This window comes from Mycobacterium sp. (assembly GCF_032159765.1).
Lineage (GTDB): Bacteria > Actinomycetota > Actinomycetes > Mycobacteriales > Mycobacteriaceae > Mycobacterium.
In genome coordinates, this window is the sequence record NZ_JAVHWM010000002.1 from 14,634 (window position 1) to 29,466 (window position 14,833).

Annotated in this window: 14 protein-coding genes and 1 tRNA gene; 8 read left to right on the plus strand and 7 right to left on the minus strand. The window is 62.7% G+C overall.

Features of this window, described 5'->3' with window-relative positions; all coding sequences use genetic code 11:
• Positions 1–31 precede the first annotated feature (31 nt).
• On the minus strand, positions 32–1,546 hold the full coding sequence (locus tag QOH60_RS00200) for a glycosyltransferase family 39 protein (RefSeq protein ID WP_526415851.1): 1,515 nt from the start codon (positions 1,544–1,546) through the stop codon (positions 32–34).
• 12 nt (positions 1,547–1,558) lie between these two features.
• A complete protein-coding gene (locus QOH60_RS00205; RefSeq protein WP_526415853.1) occupies positions 1,559–2,185 on the minus strand; it encodes an Rv0361 family membrane protein in 627 nt (208 codons plus the stop codon).
• Between the two features lie 164 nt (positions 2,186–2,349).
• Here QOH60_RS00205 and QOH60_RS00210 point away from each other — a divergent pair.
• Together QOH60_RS00210 and QOH60_RS00215 are read left to right on the plus strand one after the other, a co-directional pair.
• Positions 2,350–2,423 (plus strand) — tRNA-Gly (locus QOH60_RS00210).
• 474 nt (positions 2,424–2,897) lie between these two features.
• Entirely contained in the window at positions 2,898–4,388 is a 1,491-nt protein-coding gene (locus QOH60_RS00215; RefSeq protein WP_526415856.1) for a mannitol dehydrogenase family protein, read from the plus strand.
• A 101-nt stretch (positions 4,389–4,489) separates the two neighbouring features.
• Here the strand turns inward: QOH60_RS00215 and QOH60_RS00220 are convergent, their stop codons facing one another.
• Positions 4,490–4,801 (minus strand): putative quinol monooxygenase, encoded by a 312-nt coding sequence (locus QOH60_RS00220; protein ID WP_526415858.1) that lies wholly within the window; start codon positions 4,799–4,801, stop codon positions 4,490–4,492.
• 539 nt (positions 4,802–5,340) lie between these two features.
• Here QOH60_RS00220 and QOH60_RS00225 point away from each other — a divergent pair.
• The 4 genes from QOH60_RS00225 to QOH60_RS00240 all read left to right on the plus strand — a co-directional run bounded on the left by QOH60_RS00225 (position 5,341) and on the right by QOH60_RS00240 (position 8,135).
• Positions 5,341–5,523 carry a hypothetical protein gene (locus QOH60_RS00225; protein ID WP_526415860.1) on the plus strand — a complete coding sequence of 61 codons (183 nt, stop codon included), beginning with the start codon at positions 5,341–5,343 and terminating at the stop codon, positions 5,521–5,523.
• A 21-nt stretch (positions 5,524–5,544) separates the two neighbouring features.
• Positions 5,545–6,717: an FNR domain-containing protein gene (locus QOH60_RS00230; RefSeq protein ID WP_526415862.1), complete on the plus strand. Its 1,173-nt coding sequence runs from the start codon at positions 5,545–5,547 to the stop codon at positions 6,715–6,717.
• A 399-nt stretch (positions 6,718–7,116) separates the two neighbouring features.
• Complete coding sequence (locus QOH60_RS00235; protein ID WP_526415864.1) at positions 7,117–7,659, plus strand: hypothetical protein; 543 nt, start codon at positions 7,117–7,119, stop codon at positions 7,657–7,659.
• 53 nt (positions 7,660–7,712) lie between these two features.
• A complete protein-coding gene (locus tag QOH60_RS00240; RefSeq protein ID WP_526415866.1) occupies positions 7,713–8,135 on the plus strand; it encodes a lipoprotein LpqH in 423 nt (140 codons plus the stop codon).
• 877 nt (positions 8,136–9,012) lie between these two features.
• On the opposite strand, the gene QOH60_RS00245 is transcribed toward QOH60_RS00240, so the two are convergent.
• A complete protein-coding gene (locus QOH60_RS00245) occupies positions 9,013–9,636 on the minus strand; it encodes a TetR family transcriptional regulator C-terminal domain-containing protein (protein WP_526415868.1) in 624 nt (207 codons plus the stop codon).
• A gap of 139 nt (positions 9,637–9,775) precedes the next feature.
• The gene (locus QOH60_RS00250; protein WP_526415870.1) at positions 9,776–10,654 is read right to left on the minus strand and encodes a D-alanyl-D-alanine carboxypeptidase family protein; all 879 of its coding nucleotides are present in this window, start codon (positions 10,652–10,654) and stop codon (positions 9,776–9,778) included.
• 435 nt (positions 10,655–11,089) lie between these two features.
• Between QOH60_RS00250 and QOH60_RS00255 the strand changes: the two genes are divergently transcribed.
• Both QOH60_RS00255 and QOH60_RS00260 read left to right on the plus strand, forming a co-directional pair.
• A complete protein-coding gene (locus QOH60_RS00255) occupies positions 11,090–12,316 on the plus strand; it encodes an MFS transporter (protein WP_526415872.1) in 1,227 nt (408 codons plus the stop codon).
• A gap of 81 nt (positions 12,317–12,397) precedes the next feature.
• A complete protein-coding gene (locus QOH60_RS00260) occupies positions 12,398–13,513 on the plus strand; it encodes a diguanylate cyclase domain-containing protein (protein ID WP_526415874.1) in 1,116 nt (371 codons plus the stop codon).
• 30 nt (positions 13,514–13,543) lie between these two features.
• Here QOH60_RS00260 and QOH60_RS00265 read toward each other — a convergent pair whose 3' ends face one another.
• Complete coding sequence (locus tag QOH60_RS00265; protein WP_526415876.1) at positions 13,544–14,116, minus strand: 2'-5' RNA ligase family protein; 573 nt, start codon at positions 14,114–14,116, stop codon at positions 13,544–13,546.
• Between the two features lie 13 nt (positions 14,117–14,129).
• A complete protein-coding gene (locus QOH60_RS00270) occupies positions 14,130–14,765 on the minus strand; it encodes a dihydrofolate reductase family protein (protein WP_526415878.1) in 636 nt (211 codons plus the stop codon).
• Positions 14,766–14,833 lie beyond the last annotated feature (68 nt).

Here is a 14,833-nt window from a genome sequence, read left to right on the forward strand (position 1 = left end):
CCGTCGAGCGTATCGGCCGCCAAGACAATTGCTACCGAACCGCGCGTGTGACCTGGCTGAGGTTGAACTGCCAGCGTTCAACGAGGCGGAAACCCAATTCTGCGGGGCGGAAGAACGCGGGATACTGCGCGAACCGCGGGCCGGGTTCGAGCGCGATTCCTTCCTCATGCGCGGGCAGAGTCGAATCGCGCTGGGACAGTGTCCATATGGCCGGGCATTGCGATAACCGATCCAGCACCGCATCCGGCGGCAGGTTGACCGACCACATCGTCCCTTCGTCGGCTCCCGAGTCCCCGCGTCCGACGTCGACGAGCTTCTCGAAGGCGTCCGGCCTGCTCTCGACCTGCGCCCGGATAGGCCCAGGCTGCCAGGTGACTGTGTCGTCCAGCAGCAAACAGTCACCGGGCGTCGCATGCGCCTTGACGAGGTTGGCCACCTCGCTGTAGTCCATGCCGAGCTTTGAGTACGGTCCGCGCTGCGCGATGTAATTGGGCAGGGCGGCCGCGGCGAACACCACGACTATCACGGTGCCTTGCAACAGGTTTCGCGCCAGTCGTCGAACGCATACGCCAAGCAACAGCGCCATCGCCGGCGCGGTGAAGGTCACATACTTGTCGAGATAGATCGGTGTGCGCAGCGCTGAATATGCCACCAGAACGGCGGTAGGCAGTAGCATCCATGCGGCCGCGATCGTGACGGTCACACTGGGCAGCGCCGGCGAGCGCCAAAGGCTGACAACCAGGGCCGCGGCAATCAGCACGACGGCCACGAACGCCGCCGGCCATGAATGGTCAAAGTACTGATACCCCAGCGCAATCGGAGTGGGCAATCCGAGTTGAGCGATCCAGCCGACCTGGGTTACCTGGTTCAATGCGAACCACACGAACGGCACTAGACATGCCACCGCTGCCACCGAGGTCGCGGCGAACCACAGCTGCGCGGCGCGGCCCCCGCGGAGCGCGATGACGGCGACGGCGTGAACCAACACCATGAAGACGACAAAGATGTAGAGCACAGAAGACACGAAAAGTAAAAGGGCATAGAGGATCCAGAGCCGCGCGCTGTTGCGGCGTACAGCGGCCACGAGAACCACCGTGAGCCACACCGCTGCCAAGGCCGACAACGCGAACGAGCGCGCCTCGATGGCAGCCCAAGTCGTGCGGGGCAGCACAGCAAAGAATGCGCCTGCCGCCAGAGCCGTGGGCCTGTCGGCGAGCATCTTGGCCAGAACGACGACGCCCGCCGCCGCGCCACCGCAGGCGAGGCAGCTGGGCACGCGCGACCACACCTCGGTGGGCGGCACGATCTGAAACCATGCGTGCATAAGCACGTAGTAGGCGGCGTGGACGGCGTCCACTGACGTGACCAGCCGGGCAAGGTCAGGCAGGGAGCGTGTTGATGCCGAGATGGTGGCGGCCTCATCGGCCCAGAAGGACGGTCGGCCCACGCCGACGATGCCGATCAGAAATGCCAGCACCCCGACCGCTGTGGGATCAAGTACGCGAGCACTCAGCCGAAGGTGCGGCGTCCCTATGGCTGCGGCCACGCGGTGCGGGGTCTACGATTGCGGCTGGCAGTCCAGCCACTTGCCGCTTTCCTTGACGAAAGGTGTGGTCTCTGTCTTGGTCTCCGGCGGCTGGTCGCCAGTGGTCCTCGTCGAGGTCACATCGGCCGTCGCGGTGTCTCCAGTGATCTTGATGTTCTCGACCTTGTCGAGAGTCAGCTTGAAATTCTCGCGGAAGACGGCCTTGAATGCCTTCTCGTACGCCGCTTGGTCGTAGTTGGCCAACGCGTCGGCGAGCGCCTGGATGGTGGCATCTGATGACGACGGGAACTGCTTCTTGAACTCGGTGGCAAGCTCACTGGATTTTCCAGCCAGTTCGTCGGCCGTTCCGTAATTCGACAACGGAGGGATCAGTTGGTCGACCTGTTTCTTCTGCTCGTCTCGGTACTTCGAGCAGGTGAGTGCGATCAGCTTGTCGGTATCAAGCGACGCTGCGGCGGCCTCCTCCTGCTTCAGGACATCGCGGATCTGCTGCTCGTCGCTGCCACCGCTGGACTGCGATGAGCCGGACGACGATGACCCTGACGACGACGATGCCGCGGGCTTGCTGCTCGAATCGCACCCCGCCACCGTTGCAAATGCGACCGTAGCCGCGGCTCCGACGATGAGGAATCTCTTCACGACCACAACGTTCTCCCGTCCGGTGATTCGACAGCTGATTACACGGATGATGTCAGCTTCGGCGTGGTGACACCACCTCGCCCCTGGTAGGCACACGAGTGCGGTCAACGACGGCGGCCGTTCTGGGCCAGAGTGCTAGCCTTCGTGTTCGACCACGTCGAGATGCCGATGTAGTTCAATGGCAGAACATCAGCTTCCCAAGCTGAATACGCGGGTTCGATTCCCGTCATCGGCTCCACATTACCGCAGTTCACAGCCATATCTGGGTGACCCAAATCGACCCCTGGCGGCCATTCTTGACCGTCCTTTGACCGTGGCCCAGCGAGAGACCCAGCCAACAATCGTTTGCTGGAGTATCGGACCCGGCTGGACCTAAATCGCCAACTCACGGGGGCGTCTGCTCCGCCAGGCCTGAGCCCTGGAAAGCGCGGCGGAGGGCCCGGGCCAGGGCAGTCGAGAGCTCACCAGATCGGCGACGCCGTGATCCTCGATTGATGGTTCGTGTGTGGCGCCGCTCCCATGCCGACGTCGATCCGCTGCCACTCGGATCCCATCGCCGGCCCGATGATGGCGGCGATCCACGCGCTGACGATGTGCCGCGCCCGGCACTGATCCCGCGCCTCAGAGCGCGACTCGAACCGTGTTTACGGGAGTCGTCAGGACGATTCCGAGTATCTTCGACGGTTGGCACCCTTGTTCAGGAGAGTCGAGGATGACCGAACTCACCGAAAGCACGCTGTCGCAATTACCGCCCAAGGTGGCGGCGCCGTCCTACGACCGCAACCGGCTCAAGCGGGGCATCGCGCATTTCGGGGTGGGCAATTTCCATCGCGCGCATCAGGCCTTCTATATCGACCGCTGTCTCGCCCTGCCCGGCCAGGAGGATTGGGGCATCGTCGGCATCGGCCTGTCGGGCGGCGAGCGGGGCCGGCAGAAGGCCGAGCAGTTCCGCGCGCAGGATTGCCTGTATTCGCTCACCATCGCACCGCCGGAGGGCGAACCCGGCGTGCGTGTGATCGGCGCCCAGCTCGACTACCTGCTGGCGCCGGAGCAGCCGGACGAGGTGCTCGCCCTGTTGACCAGCCCGGACCTACGCATCGTCACGCTGACCATCACCGAGGGCGGCTATCACGTCGATCCGCACTCGCACGCCTTCGTCACCGACCACCCCGACGTGGCCGATGACCTCGCCGGCAACGGCGTGCCGCGCACGGTGTTCGGCTTCGTCACCGAGGCCTTGGCGCGGCGACGCGCTTCCGGCATCAAGCCATTCACCGTGGTGTCGTGCGACAACCTGCGACACAACGGCGAAGTCGCACGCACTGCCTTCGTCGGCTTCGCCGGCGCGCGCGACCCGGAACTCGGCGCCTGGATCGACGCCAACGTCGCCTTTCCCAACTCGCTGGTCGACCGCATCACGCCGTCGGTGTCTGCGGAAGACGCCGCGCGCCTCAACGCGGCCAGCGGCCTGGACGACCGCATCCCGCTGGTGGCCGAGGATTTCACCCAGTGGGTGATCGAAGGCCGCTTCACCGACGGCCGCCCCGCACTCGAAAAAGTGGGTGTGCAACTCAGCGACGAGGTGAAGCTATGGGAGCAGGTGAAGGTGCGTGTGCTCAACGCCGGTCATCTCACGTTGGCTTACCCGGCTCTGCTCCTGGGCTACCGCGAGGTCGCTGAGGCGATGCGCGATCCCCAGGTGCCGGTGCTGCTGGACCGCTTCCTCGACAAGGTCGTGCTGCCACTGCTCGACGCGCCGCAGGACGTGAACCTCGTCGATTACAAGAACACCGTGCTCGAACGCTTCTCCAACGAGGCGATGCACGACCAGCTAACACGCATCGCCTCCGACAGCGCGTCCAAGGTGCCGGTATATTTCACGACCACGCTCCAGGAGGTGCTGGCGCGCGGCGTCGACCACCGCATCCCCGCCTTTACCCTTGCCGCCTGGAGCCGCGTGCTCCACGGCCAGGACGACGGCGGCAATACGTTTGAGGCGCCCGAGCCGCGTCTTGACGATGAAGCGCGTCGGCAACTGGCATCGGGCGATCCGGCCGAGGCGCTGCAGATCGAGCCGCTGCTAGCGAGCGGCGTCGCCCAGCACGAGGACTTCGTCGCCAGCTTCGAGGGCTACCGCCAGGCCCTGGCCGCGCACGGCGCGAGAGCGACGCTGCAGACGCTACTGAACGCCACGGCAGACTGACGCGACTCGGCGACGAGCTCGCCATATACGTTCTGCAGAAACGTATCTAGCATCCCGCACCATCGTCCCGGCGGGCAGACCTGCGTCTGGGTTCGCTCTGCCTATTTCTCGTCGAGCAGGCGAAGGTCGGAGGCCTCGCGCAGGAGACCTTCAAGAATCTTGTTGCCCTCGGTGTTGTAGGGCTGGCGCATGTGCTCGTCCCACGCGGCGCGCGAGCAAAACATTTCGAGCATCACCCAGGTGTCCGGATCATCCTGGGGCTGCAGAAGGTGCATGAACACACAGCCCGGCTCCTTGAGGGTGTTCTGCCGCATCGACTGCAGCTGTGTCTCAGCTTCGTCGAGCCGGTCGAGTCGAGGCCTGATGGTGACAACCAAAAACAGGGGTTCATCCTCGGTGTCCTGGTCGGTCATGAGCCTTCCTTCCGCTGACGGACCTTCACCTGCCATCATCGTCGGGCTACGGGAACCTTGAATCGAATTCTGCAAAGTATCGATGAATGCATCCAAACTCTTGGTCTGAACGAAAGTAGCCACGGTGTCGTAAGTACGGCCGCCAAATGCCCTGCGACACAACCTTCCCCGTCCGTACCCCAGGCGACTGACCGCTGCCGTACCGACATCGGACTGCAGACGTGCGCCAGCCGGAGCAAAAGTTGGTAGTTGAGTTAGCCGTGAAGCCGTCCCACCACGGTCATACGAACGGGCGTTCCGGCCTGGAAAACGCTTCCCAAGCTGAATACGCGGGTTCGATTCCCGTCATCGGCTCCGCTCTGACCAGGGAGATGCGACTATTCGGCTCGCCTGGTACGGCGGGCGGCCGTCGTGCTCTCCGCACTCGCGCTGGCGGTCGTGCTGATTTGCGACGCCTGTGTCCGAATCGCACACCAATCTGGCAGGAGGTCCGTAGATTCCTGATTGCAAATAATCAGCAATCGATTTGAGGAGTTGTCGTGGATAGGTCGGTGTCGCCCGCTATCGCGATCGGCACGCGCAATGGCGGCGGCGCTGCAAGCGCCGACCAGTCGGTCTTCGCCCCACCGCCGAATGGTCGTGGCCGAATGATGCTCTACGCCATCCTCATCGTCTTGATCCTCGCGGTAAACGCGGTCGTGTTTGTCGTCGGCATGTCCTAAGGTTGGTGGACGAACCACGCCGTGAGCCTGCAGGTGATCGCCGCGATCGCGCAGGCGAATCTGCTCATCGCGATCCTGCACCGCCAGCAGTGGCTCGTGAGCCTTGTCGGTTTCCTTGCGACGAACGCGCCGAAGTCGTTGCCGCTCGCAATCCGCTGGCGGCTCGCGCAGTACTACCACTTTGGCGGCGCGCATATCGGGGCGGCGATCTCCGGGACACTCTGGTATGTCGTTTACGTTCTCTGGATCTGGCCGGCGCTTTTCGACGGCCACCCTGACATCGACGATGTCAGCACGATCCTCGCGACGTTGCTCGTCGCGATGCTCGTCGCAATCTGCATCCTCGCCGCACCGGAACTGCGCGCGAAATACCATGAGCTGTTTGAGTTTTCACACCGCTTTGGCGGCTCGGCAATCCTTGCAATCGCCTGGGCGAACACCTTCATCCTCGCTCAATTGCACTCCCGGCGCCACGGTCTGGCCTACGAGTCTGCGCTCGCCGCGTCCCCTGTGTTCTGGATGCTCATCGTCTCGACCTTCTTCGCGGTCTGGCCGTGGCTGCTGTTGCGCCGCGTGCCAATCTCAGTCCAGCTGCCGAGCGACCACGTCGCGATCGTGCGTCTGCACTCTAAGCGCACCCCGCCCGTCGGCACGACCCGCGCAATCAGCCGGCATCCGCTGCACAGCTGGCACCCGTTCGCCTGCGTCCCCGCGGCCTCCGGCGAGGACGGCTACCGGATGATGATCTCCCGAGTTGGAGAGTGGACGAGCGCGTTCATCGACAATGCGCCGTCGCATATCTGGGTGCGGGGTATCAGCACGCCCGGCGTGGCGAACGCGAAGCGTCTTTTCAACCGCGTTCTCTACGTCGCTACCGGCAGCGGTATCGGGCCCACACTCGGCCATCTGCTCACAGACAGCCAGGGTGCGAAGCTGGTGTGGGTCACTCGCGACCCGGGGGAGACCTATGGGGATGCAGTCGTCGACGAGATCACGACGGCACAGCCGGACGGGGTGATCTGGAATACAAGCACCCAGGGCAAACCGGACGTGTTCGAGTTGAGCTATCAGGCCTGCGTCGACTCAGGCGCGGACGCGGTGATCATTGTGTCGAACCGATCGGTCACCGCGGAGGTCGTCCGAGGCTTCGAGCAACGGGGAGTGCCGGCCTTTGGGCCGATCTGGGACTCCTGAGACCTATACGGCCGAGCCACCGGCAAAAGGTCGTACTGTCTCCGGATGGCGCCGTCGGCCAGCTAAGCCAGCAGGTAGGTCCGGCGCGATCCGAGCCCGGCTCGCACGGCGACGATTCCGCTGCGGTCGGTGAGAACTCAAGATCTGTTCGGCATGGCCGATGCCGATCCTCTCGCCAAAAGGAGGAGGCTGGCAGCGAAACGCTCAAATACTGCTATCCCCAAGAACTTTCAGCTCTCGCTGCATAGAATCGTCACCGTCGACAACGTCGCATCGCCAAACACTCTTGTTGCCGACGAAAGCACCGTGGGACCTATTGCACCGTTTCGCTTCCGTTGATGGCGCGACAGCATTACAGTGCGCTCACAGCGAATTACCAGCAAACGAAATGGTTGAACGATGCATCTTGGTACGACCAACCTCAAAGCCCTGCTGGCCAGTACTTTCACAGTCGGAGCGCTGTGGGGCGGTGCGATCAGTGCTCCCGTCGCCGTCGCCGACCCGGGTGTGGGACCCGCAGGTCTTGACGCTGAGGCCGATTATCTGGTGGCGATGAAAAACGCAGGAATGAAATATTCGAAGCGCGAAATAATCACGGTGGTGAAGTTGGGTTATCTCTTCTGCGATCTCAAGCGTGCTTACGCTGCGGCCGATCGACTAGACGTGATGAACGATGTGCTGAACAGGGATCCGATGGGTCCACGATTCTTCAACATCGCAATAGCGAACCTCTGCCCAGGGAAAATGTCTCCCCCGAAAAGCCGAGACAAGCAACAGCAGGCTCTCGACGCCCTCGGGCCCACCACTCAACGCACGCTCGGCAAGATCAACGACACAATGGGAAAGATCGCGGACGAGCCGCTGATCGATGACAAGGACACCGACTTCGTCCCCGACCCCGTAGATCCGGACCACGGTAAGTCGTACAGCCCGGGCAGCTAACTGGAATCAGCCGAAGGCCCGCGGCGAAAGCGATGGTCCGGAAAAATACGTCTATGACGAAAACGGCAGTCGGATTGGTGGGCGGGGCCGCCCTCCTGGTGGCCGGCCTGGTGGGCTGTTCCAGCACGCCATCCGCCCCGAAAGTCACTGTTGATGGCCAGTCGAAGAACGTCCAAGGTATGGCCGTCTGCAAGCCGATAAGGGGCGGACAAGGATTCGAAGTCTCCATCGCCACCGATAAGGCGCCTCGGGATGTCAGTGTCGAGTTGGCCAAGGATGCGTCGGCTGTTTGGTTCGTCACGATCGGCCATTTCCAGGGCAACACGGAGTTGCACTGGCTGGAACATGTCACGACGTACGGGAACGTTTCTGCCACCAAGGATGGCAACGATTACAAGGTCACAGGCAACATCGCCCCTGCCAACGGCGCAAGCAGCAACACGTATCCGTTCGAGATCGACTTCAGCTGCCCGTAGCGGCTTGATCGATATTCGTGAACCGGCGGCGTGAAGCCCAGTTAAGCATGTTCGCTTCGTACGTCTGGATCACGCGTACAAACTCGGGCACCTTATGTCTGCGGCCTAGCCCCAATCACATCTCGGAACAGTGATTGCCGAAGGGCGAGTTCTCTCGGATCGCTGACGAGGTGGAAACCCATCTTGTTCGTCACGTAGGCAAACCCGGTGCCGGTATCTGGATCGGCGAATCCGAATGAGCCGCCTGCTCCGTTCATACCAAACGCGTGGCCGGAAGATCCGAAGGTGCTTAGGGTGGGGGCTTTCGGAAGCCGAGAGACCACGAAGTAGCCACATGTAATAACCTGTCGCGCAGTCCGTTTGACGGGGGTACCGGGGCTTCTGCAAAGCCTCGAGAGTTGTTGATGACAAGCCGATCTCAGAACCGCCGGTGGCGGCGTCGCCGTACAGCTGTGCAATAGAGCGCGCGGTTCCGATGCCGTTTCCTGCGGGCATCTCAACAACTCGCAGTTCTTCGCGGTTGAATTCGTCGATCACCTTGACCCCGGGCGGCTTGCCGGAACGAGCTGTCAGGCTGCGCGGATTCATCATTGCAAGCGAAAAGCGTGGCGGAAGTGTGTGGAGATGGAACAACATCTGGGCTACCGACCATGCGTGCAAGTGCGCCACGCGGTCGCGGTCTACTGATGCCGGTAGCCCGATATAGAAATCCAAGCGGTTTGGCGATTTCCTCGGCGAAGAACCGGCCCAGTGTCCGCCCCCCAGGATCGGTGCGGCGGATCAGTTCAGTTAGGTAAGGGCCCGGCGCGGAGGCGGTCGACCACGACCGTGTTCGTACGTTGATGAAAATCTCGTCCGCGACCTCGAGCTGGCGGCATCACCCGGTCGGCATCGATGAGCGTGATCTCCTTGCTGGCGGCGCCAATCGACGGACAGCCACACGGGCACGCCCGAACACCGCCGCGTCTCCTTGCAAAATGAAGGTCGAACTGGCCGACACCACGACCGCATTGACTTCAAACGCGAGCTGGGCCGGCTCGACACCCGGTTCGAGTTCGCCCATTTCGATCGCCTTCAGCGCGAGGCGCTCCAGGAGTTCCATCCAGTCACGTTGCTGCGCGGCGACCGCGTCGCGAACCGCGCCCCGCCGCGTGCCGACGTCGGCGCCCGCTACCGCAAAAAAGCATCCGCCGGGAAACACGCCGCGCTCGATGTGAGACAGAAACGCATCGCAGGCGGCGTATAGCCGCCGGATCCCCTGCGGCGCCGCGACGGCGGGAACGAACACCTCGGCAACGAACGTCTCCCGCGCCGACGCGATCGTCGCCAATTGCAGATCCTCTTTCGAGCCGAAGTGTGCGTACAGGCCGCTCTTGCTCATCCCGATCGCTGTGGAAAGCCCGCCGATCGAAAGGCCGTCGAGGCCGTCGACCGTCGCCAGGCGCGCAGCCTCGTGAAGGATCGCCGCTTTGGTGCGCTGCCCCTTCGAGCGCTGTTTCATGCGCTTGAGCATAAACGAACGATCGTGCTATTCCTGCGCATGCCAAATAGCACATTCGTGCTTTTAGCCAGCTGGAGTGGGAAAACGCCAGTTCAGCACACCAACACTCCCGACAAGGAGGTCGAGTCGAGGCCTCGCCCTAGTGGGGTTGGCTGAAGCCCCAGTTCAACATGTTGGCTGCCTGGTCCCAGTAGTCCTCGGGTCCGCCTCCCATGAACACCACCACCAGGCGTCGGCCGTCACGCTGGGCGGCCCCGACAAAAGTCTTTCCGGCGATGTCGGTGTATCCCGTCTTGCCGCCGAGGATGCCGGGATAACTTCCCAACAACTTGTCCTGGTTCGTCAGCGTTCGAAACCCGTTGTCGTCGGGGAACATCGCTGACGGTGCTTGCATGATTCGAACGAACATGGGTTTGGCCAGCGCAGCGCGGAAGATGACCGCCAGATCATGCGGCGTGGTAAGACCCGTGATGCCGGGTCCATCGAGGCCGGAGGGCGTGGCGGCGTAGGTATTGAGCGCGCCCACTTGCTTTGCCTTCAGATTCATCTTCGCCACCGCCGCCTGGGGGCCACCGAGCATGTCGGCCAACGTATTTGCGGCGTCGTTCCCAGAAACCAGTAGGGCACCCGCGAGCAACTGCAGGGCGGTGTAGGGTCGGCCGGGTTTGACTCCGGCGCAGGAACATTCGACGTCGACACTCGCTTTGTTGGCGACGATTGTGGAGTTCAGCGGGAGCTGATCGAGTGCGACGAGCGCGAGCAGTGTTTTGATTGTGCTGGCAGGCGCGCGACGTTCGGATGCGTTGCGCGCCGCCAGAATCTCGCCGGTGTCGAGATTCGCGATCAACCACGCCTCTGCGTCCACCTCCGGCTGGGTAGGCGCAGCCTGAGTCGCGGCGTCCGGTTGGGCCGAGGCGGTCAGATCTGCGCCGACGAACACCGACGCCGCCAGGCCGAAAGTGACTGCCAGCATTGCGATGAGCACGCGCACCGTCTCATCAAACCTGTGTTGTGCCATGGACCAGATCTCGATAACGTCGCGAATCGGCAACTTCGCCGGGCAGATTCGGCTAGAAAAAGGGACCGCAGCGCGACATTACGATGAGTTCGTGGATGAAGCAGCGTGGGCAGCGAGATCCGCTCGGGAAAAGTGATCCTGTGGGGGCTGATCGACTGGGTCGAACTCGAGCGCGTTCACGATTTCGTCGCCGAGGAAAACCCCGGCACGCCACTGTCGGTCACCCAGGACGAGACGCTGAACTTGATCCGCTCGGTTGTTGCGGACGCGCCACGATTCACTGGCTCAGGTCCGCAGCGAGTACGTCGATCGATTCGAAGACAAGTCGACCTGGCCGTGGTTCTGCTGGCTCGATCCCACGGACGAAGGCACTCACGTCGCGCACGAACTCGAAGCGGAAATTGAGGGCTCGGCCAGGCGCTAACGTAGCCAGCTATGCCCCGCAACTTCCCGGTGTTGCTTTCTCAGGGAATCTTCTACACCGTTGGGGTTCAACTCACGAGCGTCACCGCGGTCATCCCGTTCATCTGCGCTGAGCTCAGCGCACCGGCGGTTGTCGTCGCCCTCATCGTGCCGATTTACACGGTGGGCGCCCTATTCGGAAATGTCTTCGTTGCACAGTTCATCAGGTGGCAGACGTCCATCGTCGTGTTGCTGCTCTTGGGCGTTTCTTTGCAGGCATTGCTGATTGCCGCGAACGCGGGCGCCATCCAATTTCTACCCGAAAACGTGTCTGTGTATCCCGTGCTGTTGACCTCCGTCCTCATCGGGGTGGTGTCAGGGTGCTCTCGGGTCATCGTGTCGTTGTCGACCGCGGCGTTGTTGCCGCGTGAACGCCAAAGCAGCCTGCTGATACAGCAAGCCGGCTATGGAGCGGTGTTGATCATGTTGGTCTCGGCCTATTCGGCATGGTTTCTTCCTAACGATTCGCCAGGGATAGACAACGCGCAGCTGCTTTGGGTTGGCGCAGCCGCGATGGTGGTTTCGGCGATATGTTGCTTGGGGCTGCGGCCCGAACGTGACGTGATGCCCGCCGAACCGACGCGGATGAGTGAGCTACTGCCAGAGGGAGTTCGGCGCCTACGCGGTGCGCCCTGGCTGCGGCGTTATCTGGTGACACAAGCGGCCTTCACGTCGATCACGCTGGGCGCCGTGTTCTACGGCATATACAGCTCGGAGTCGCTGGGGCCCGACAACGGCGCACTCGATTCGATACTGGTGTTCATCGGCCTTGGCCTATTGGCGGGAATCGGCATTTGGTCATATGTGCGAAAGCGGTTCGATGTCCGCGGCATGCTCCTGTGCAGTGCACTTATCGGCGCATGCGCTGCGGCACTTTCCCTGACGCTGATGGCATTTCGGCTGCTGCCGATGGTGTGGATTTTCGGGCTCGCGATGTTGATGATGGCGATCGCGAGTCAAGGTGTGTTCCCAGCCTCTCACGACTGGATCGAGCGGGAAGTGTCCGACGACGACAGAATTGTGGTGCTGAGTTTCACGCAGATCGTCGTCAGCGTCGTGTCGATCGGTATCGTTTTTGTATTGGGCCTCATCGCAAGGCATGGTTCGGCACTCTGGCCGCTGGCAATTATGTTGGCCCTCAACACTATAGCGGTGATCGCCGCGGCACGGATTCACATCTCTTCGAGCGCGGCGCCATAGCCAGGTCACTCCACGGACCGCGAGTTCTGATTCAATCTGCGTATGGCCATGTGGCGCAACCAGCGAAGTAGATGAGCGGCGATGGATTCGGTTGAGCTGGACGGCGTACGTCGGGTGCGTCAACTGCGGTCATTGAGAATCGCAGCGGTGCTGCGCGTGGGCGTCGTGCTGATGATGATCGGCGCCATGCTGGTGAGCACCGCCCAGGCCGAATGGCCTCAACAATCTGTGCTCATTGCGGTATATGGCGTTGCTGCGATAGGTGCGGCGATTGTCGCGTTCTCCCCCGCCAGCCGGCTGATCACCGGCCCTCAATGGCAGTTGGCCGCCGCGATTGCCGACGTTGTCGCAGTGTCGTGCTTTCAATTGCTCAATACGGGTGGATACGTTCCGCTCCTTGTCATGGTGCTGCTCCCGCTGATGGTGACTCTCGACGTGTCGTGGCGACGGGCTGCGGTCGTGCTTACCGTCAGTGTCGTCGCGTTCGCGGCGACCCTCTGGGAGGATCCGGTCATATCCGACCAAATAGGCTGGTCGGAGACTGGATTCCTCGTTGCGATATACGCATTCGCAGCTGCCACCGCTTTTCTCGCGACGTATATCCAGGCCCTTCACGTCGACGAGATCGCAAACCAACGCGCGGCAAGCGAGCGCCTCGAGCACCAGGCGACTCACGACTCGCTGACTGGCCTGCCCAATCGCGCGTATGCGCTGGCCCGCATCTCCGACGCGCTCACTTCTGGCGCCAAAGGTGCGTTATCAGCCGTACTGTTCATTGACCTCGACAAACTTAAGTTCGCCAACGACACATACGGTCACGAGGCTGGCGACGAGGTGATAAGGATTGCCGCGCAACGTCTTCGACGCGCGGTACGGCCCGAGGACGTGATCGCTCGGCTGGGCGGCGACGAATTCGTTGCCTTGCTTGTTGGCCCGACGACGCGTGTCACGCTCGATCAGCTCAGCGAGCGGCTGCATGCCACGTTGACGGAGCCGATGCGCATCGTCGACGACACGCTGCAGACCAGTGCCAGCATAGGTATCGCGACAGTCGATCCGCACGATCAGCGCGACGCCGCGGCCATCCTGAATGACGCCGACCTGGCGATGTATGAGGCCAAGAAAACCGGCCGTGGCAAGAGCCGTTACTTCACCGAGGAGTTGCGCGACTCGATGGCACCGTCCCCAGCGGAATGATCCTCAAAGCCTTGGGGCTCCGACGTTCACCTATAGCGGCCAGTAGGTCGTGTCACCTGCCCAGCTGAGCCCGATCCGGTCGAACTCGACCATGCCGATATAGGTCAGGTCGGTGTCGAGCGCGCGATAGGCGGCGGTCACGTGCGGCACCCACGGCTCATGCTGAGGGGGCACCTCAATCAGCTGCTGCGAGAGCGAAAGAACTTGCTGCCGTAGCGAAACGAGCTCGGGCGAGTCGCCGACGATGTAGACGGTGGAAACGCCACGCGGTGCGCTGTTCGGGTTGAAGACTCCGTGCCCGAATACCTCGGCTTTTATCGGCCCGTGATCGGCGACTGTATCGCTCAGCCGCTGTCGAAGCTCCGTTTCTGGTAGGCCACGCACGTCCGGGCCGTATGACACGAGGGTGAGGTGCAGCTCCTCCGGTGGGGCGCCGCCGGGGATGGCGAGCGCATGCGCATCGACATCGCGGAGGTAGAGCGCGACGATCCCGCCCGTCGCCTTCGCCTGGTCGACGTCGGCACGGGCGACAAACGGGCGAACAATCGAGGTGGCCGACAGTATTAGCCCGGCGACGATGATCGAGGCAAGACGGACGACCATGCCCGAAAGCCTGTCACACGGAGCCGCGGTCGGGTGCGCTCATATCCCCCGTCCCGGGCGTGCCGTCGGCAAGCCCGTAGCGCAGGAACACGATGCCCGTCGGGCTGGCTACCGGTGGTTCGAGGAGGGTGACGTTCGTGGGCACCGCGCCACCGTCGAACACCTTCTTCCCGACGCCGAGCACGATCGGGTGCACCCAGAGGTCAAGACGGTCAAAGAGCTTCTCGCGCAAGAGAGTCTGCACCAGGTTCAGGCTCCCGACGACCTTGACGTGCTCGTGGGAGTCGCGCACTTCACGCACTGCGCCGGCCAGATCCGGTCCGAGCTGTGTGGAGCCGGCCCACGAGAGATCGGGCCTGCCGCGCGAGGCCACGTATTTCGGGACGCGGTTGAACAGCGTGGCGATCTCGTTGTCCTCGCCGCCCTGTTGGTGCGGCCAGTAGGCGGCGAAGATGTCATACGTTCGCCGGCCCAGCAACAGCGCGTCCGTGCCCTCGTAGGCGGCACCGACCTGCGCCCCCGAGACGTCGTCGATCAGGGGTGCCTGCCAGCCGCCGAACGAGAAGCCCAACGGGTCCTCATCGGGGCCGCCGGGCGCCTGCGCGACGAGATCGAGGGTCGCGAAAAGCTCGATGTGGATGAGGCCCATGACTTACTCCCGGTCAGTTGGTTGTCTTTGTCGCAAGGTAGACCGGCGGGCGCAGGCAGACTCATCGC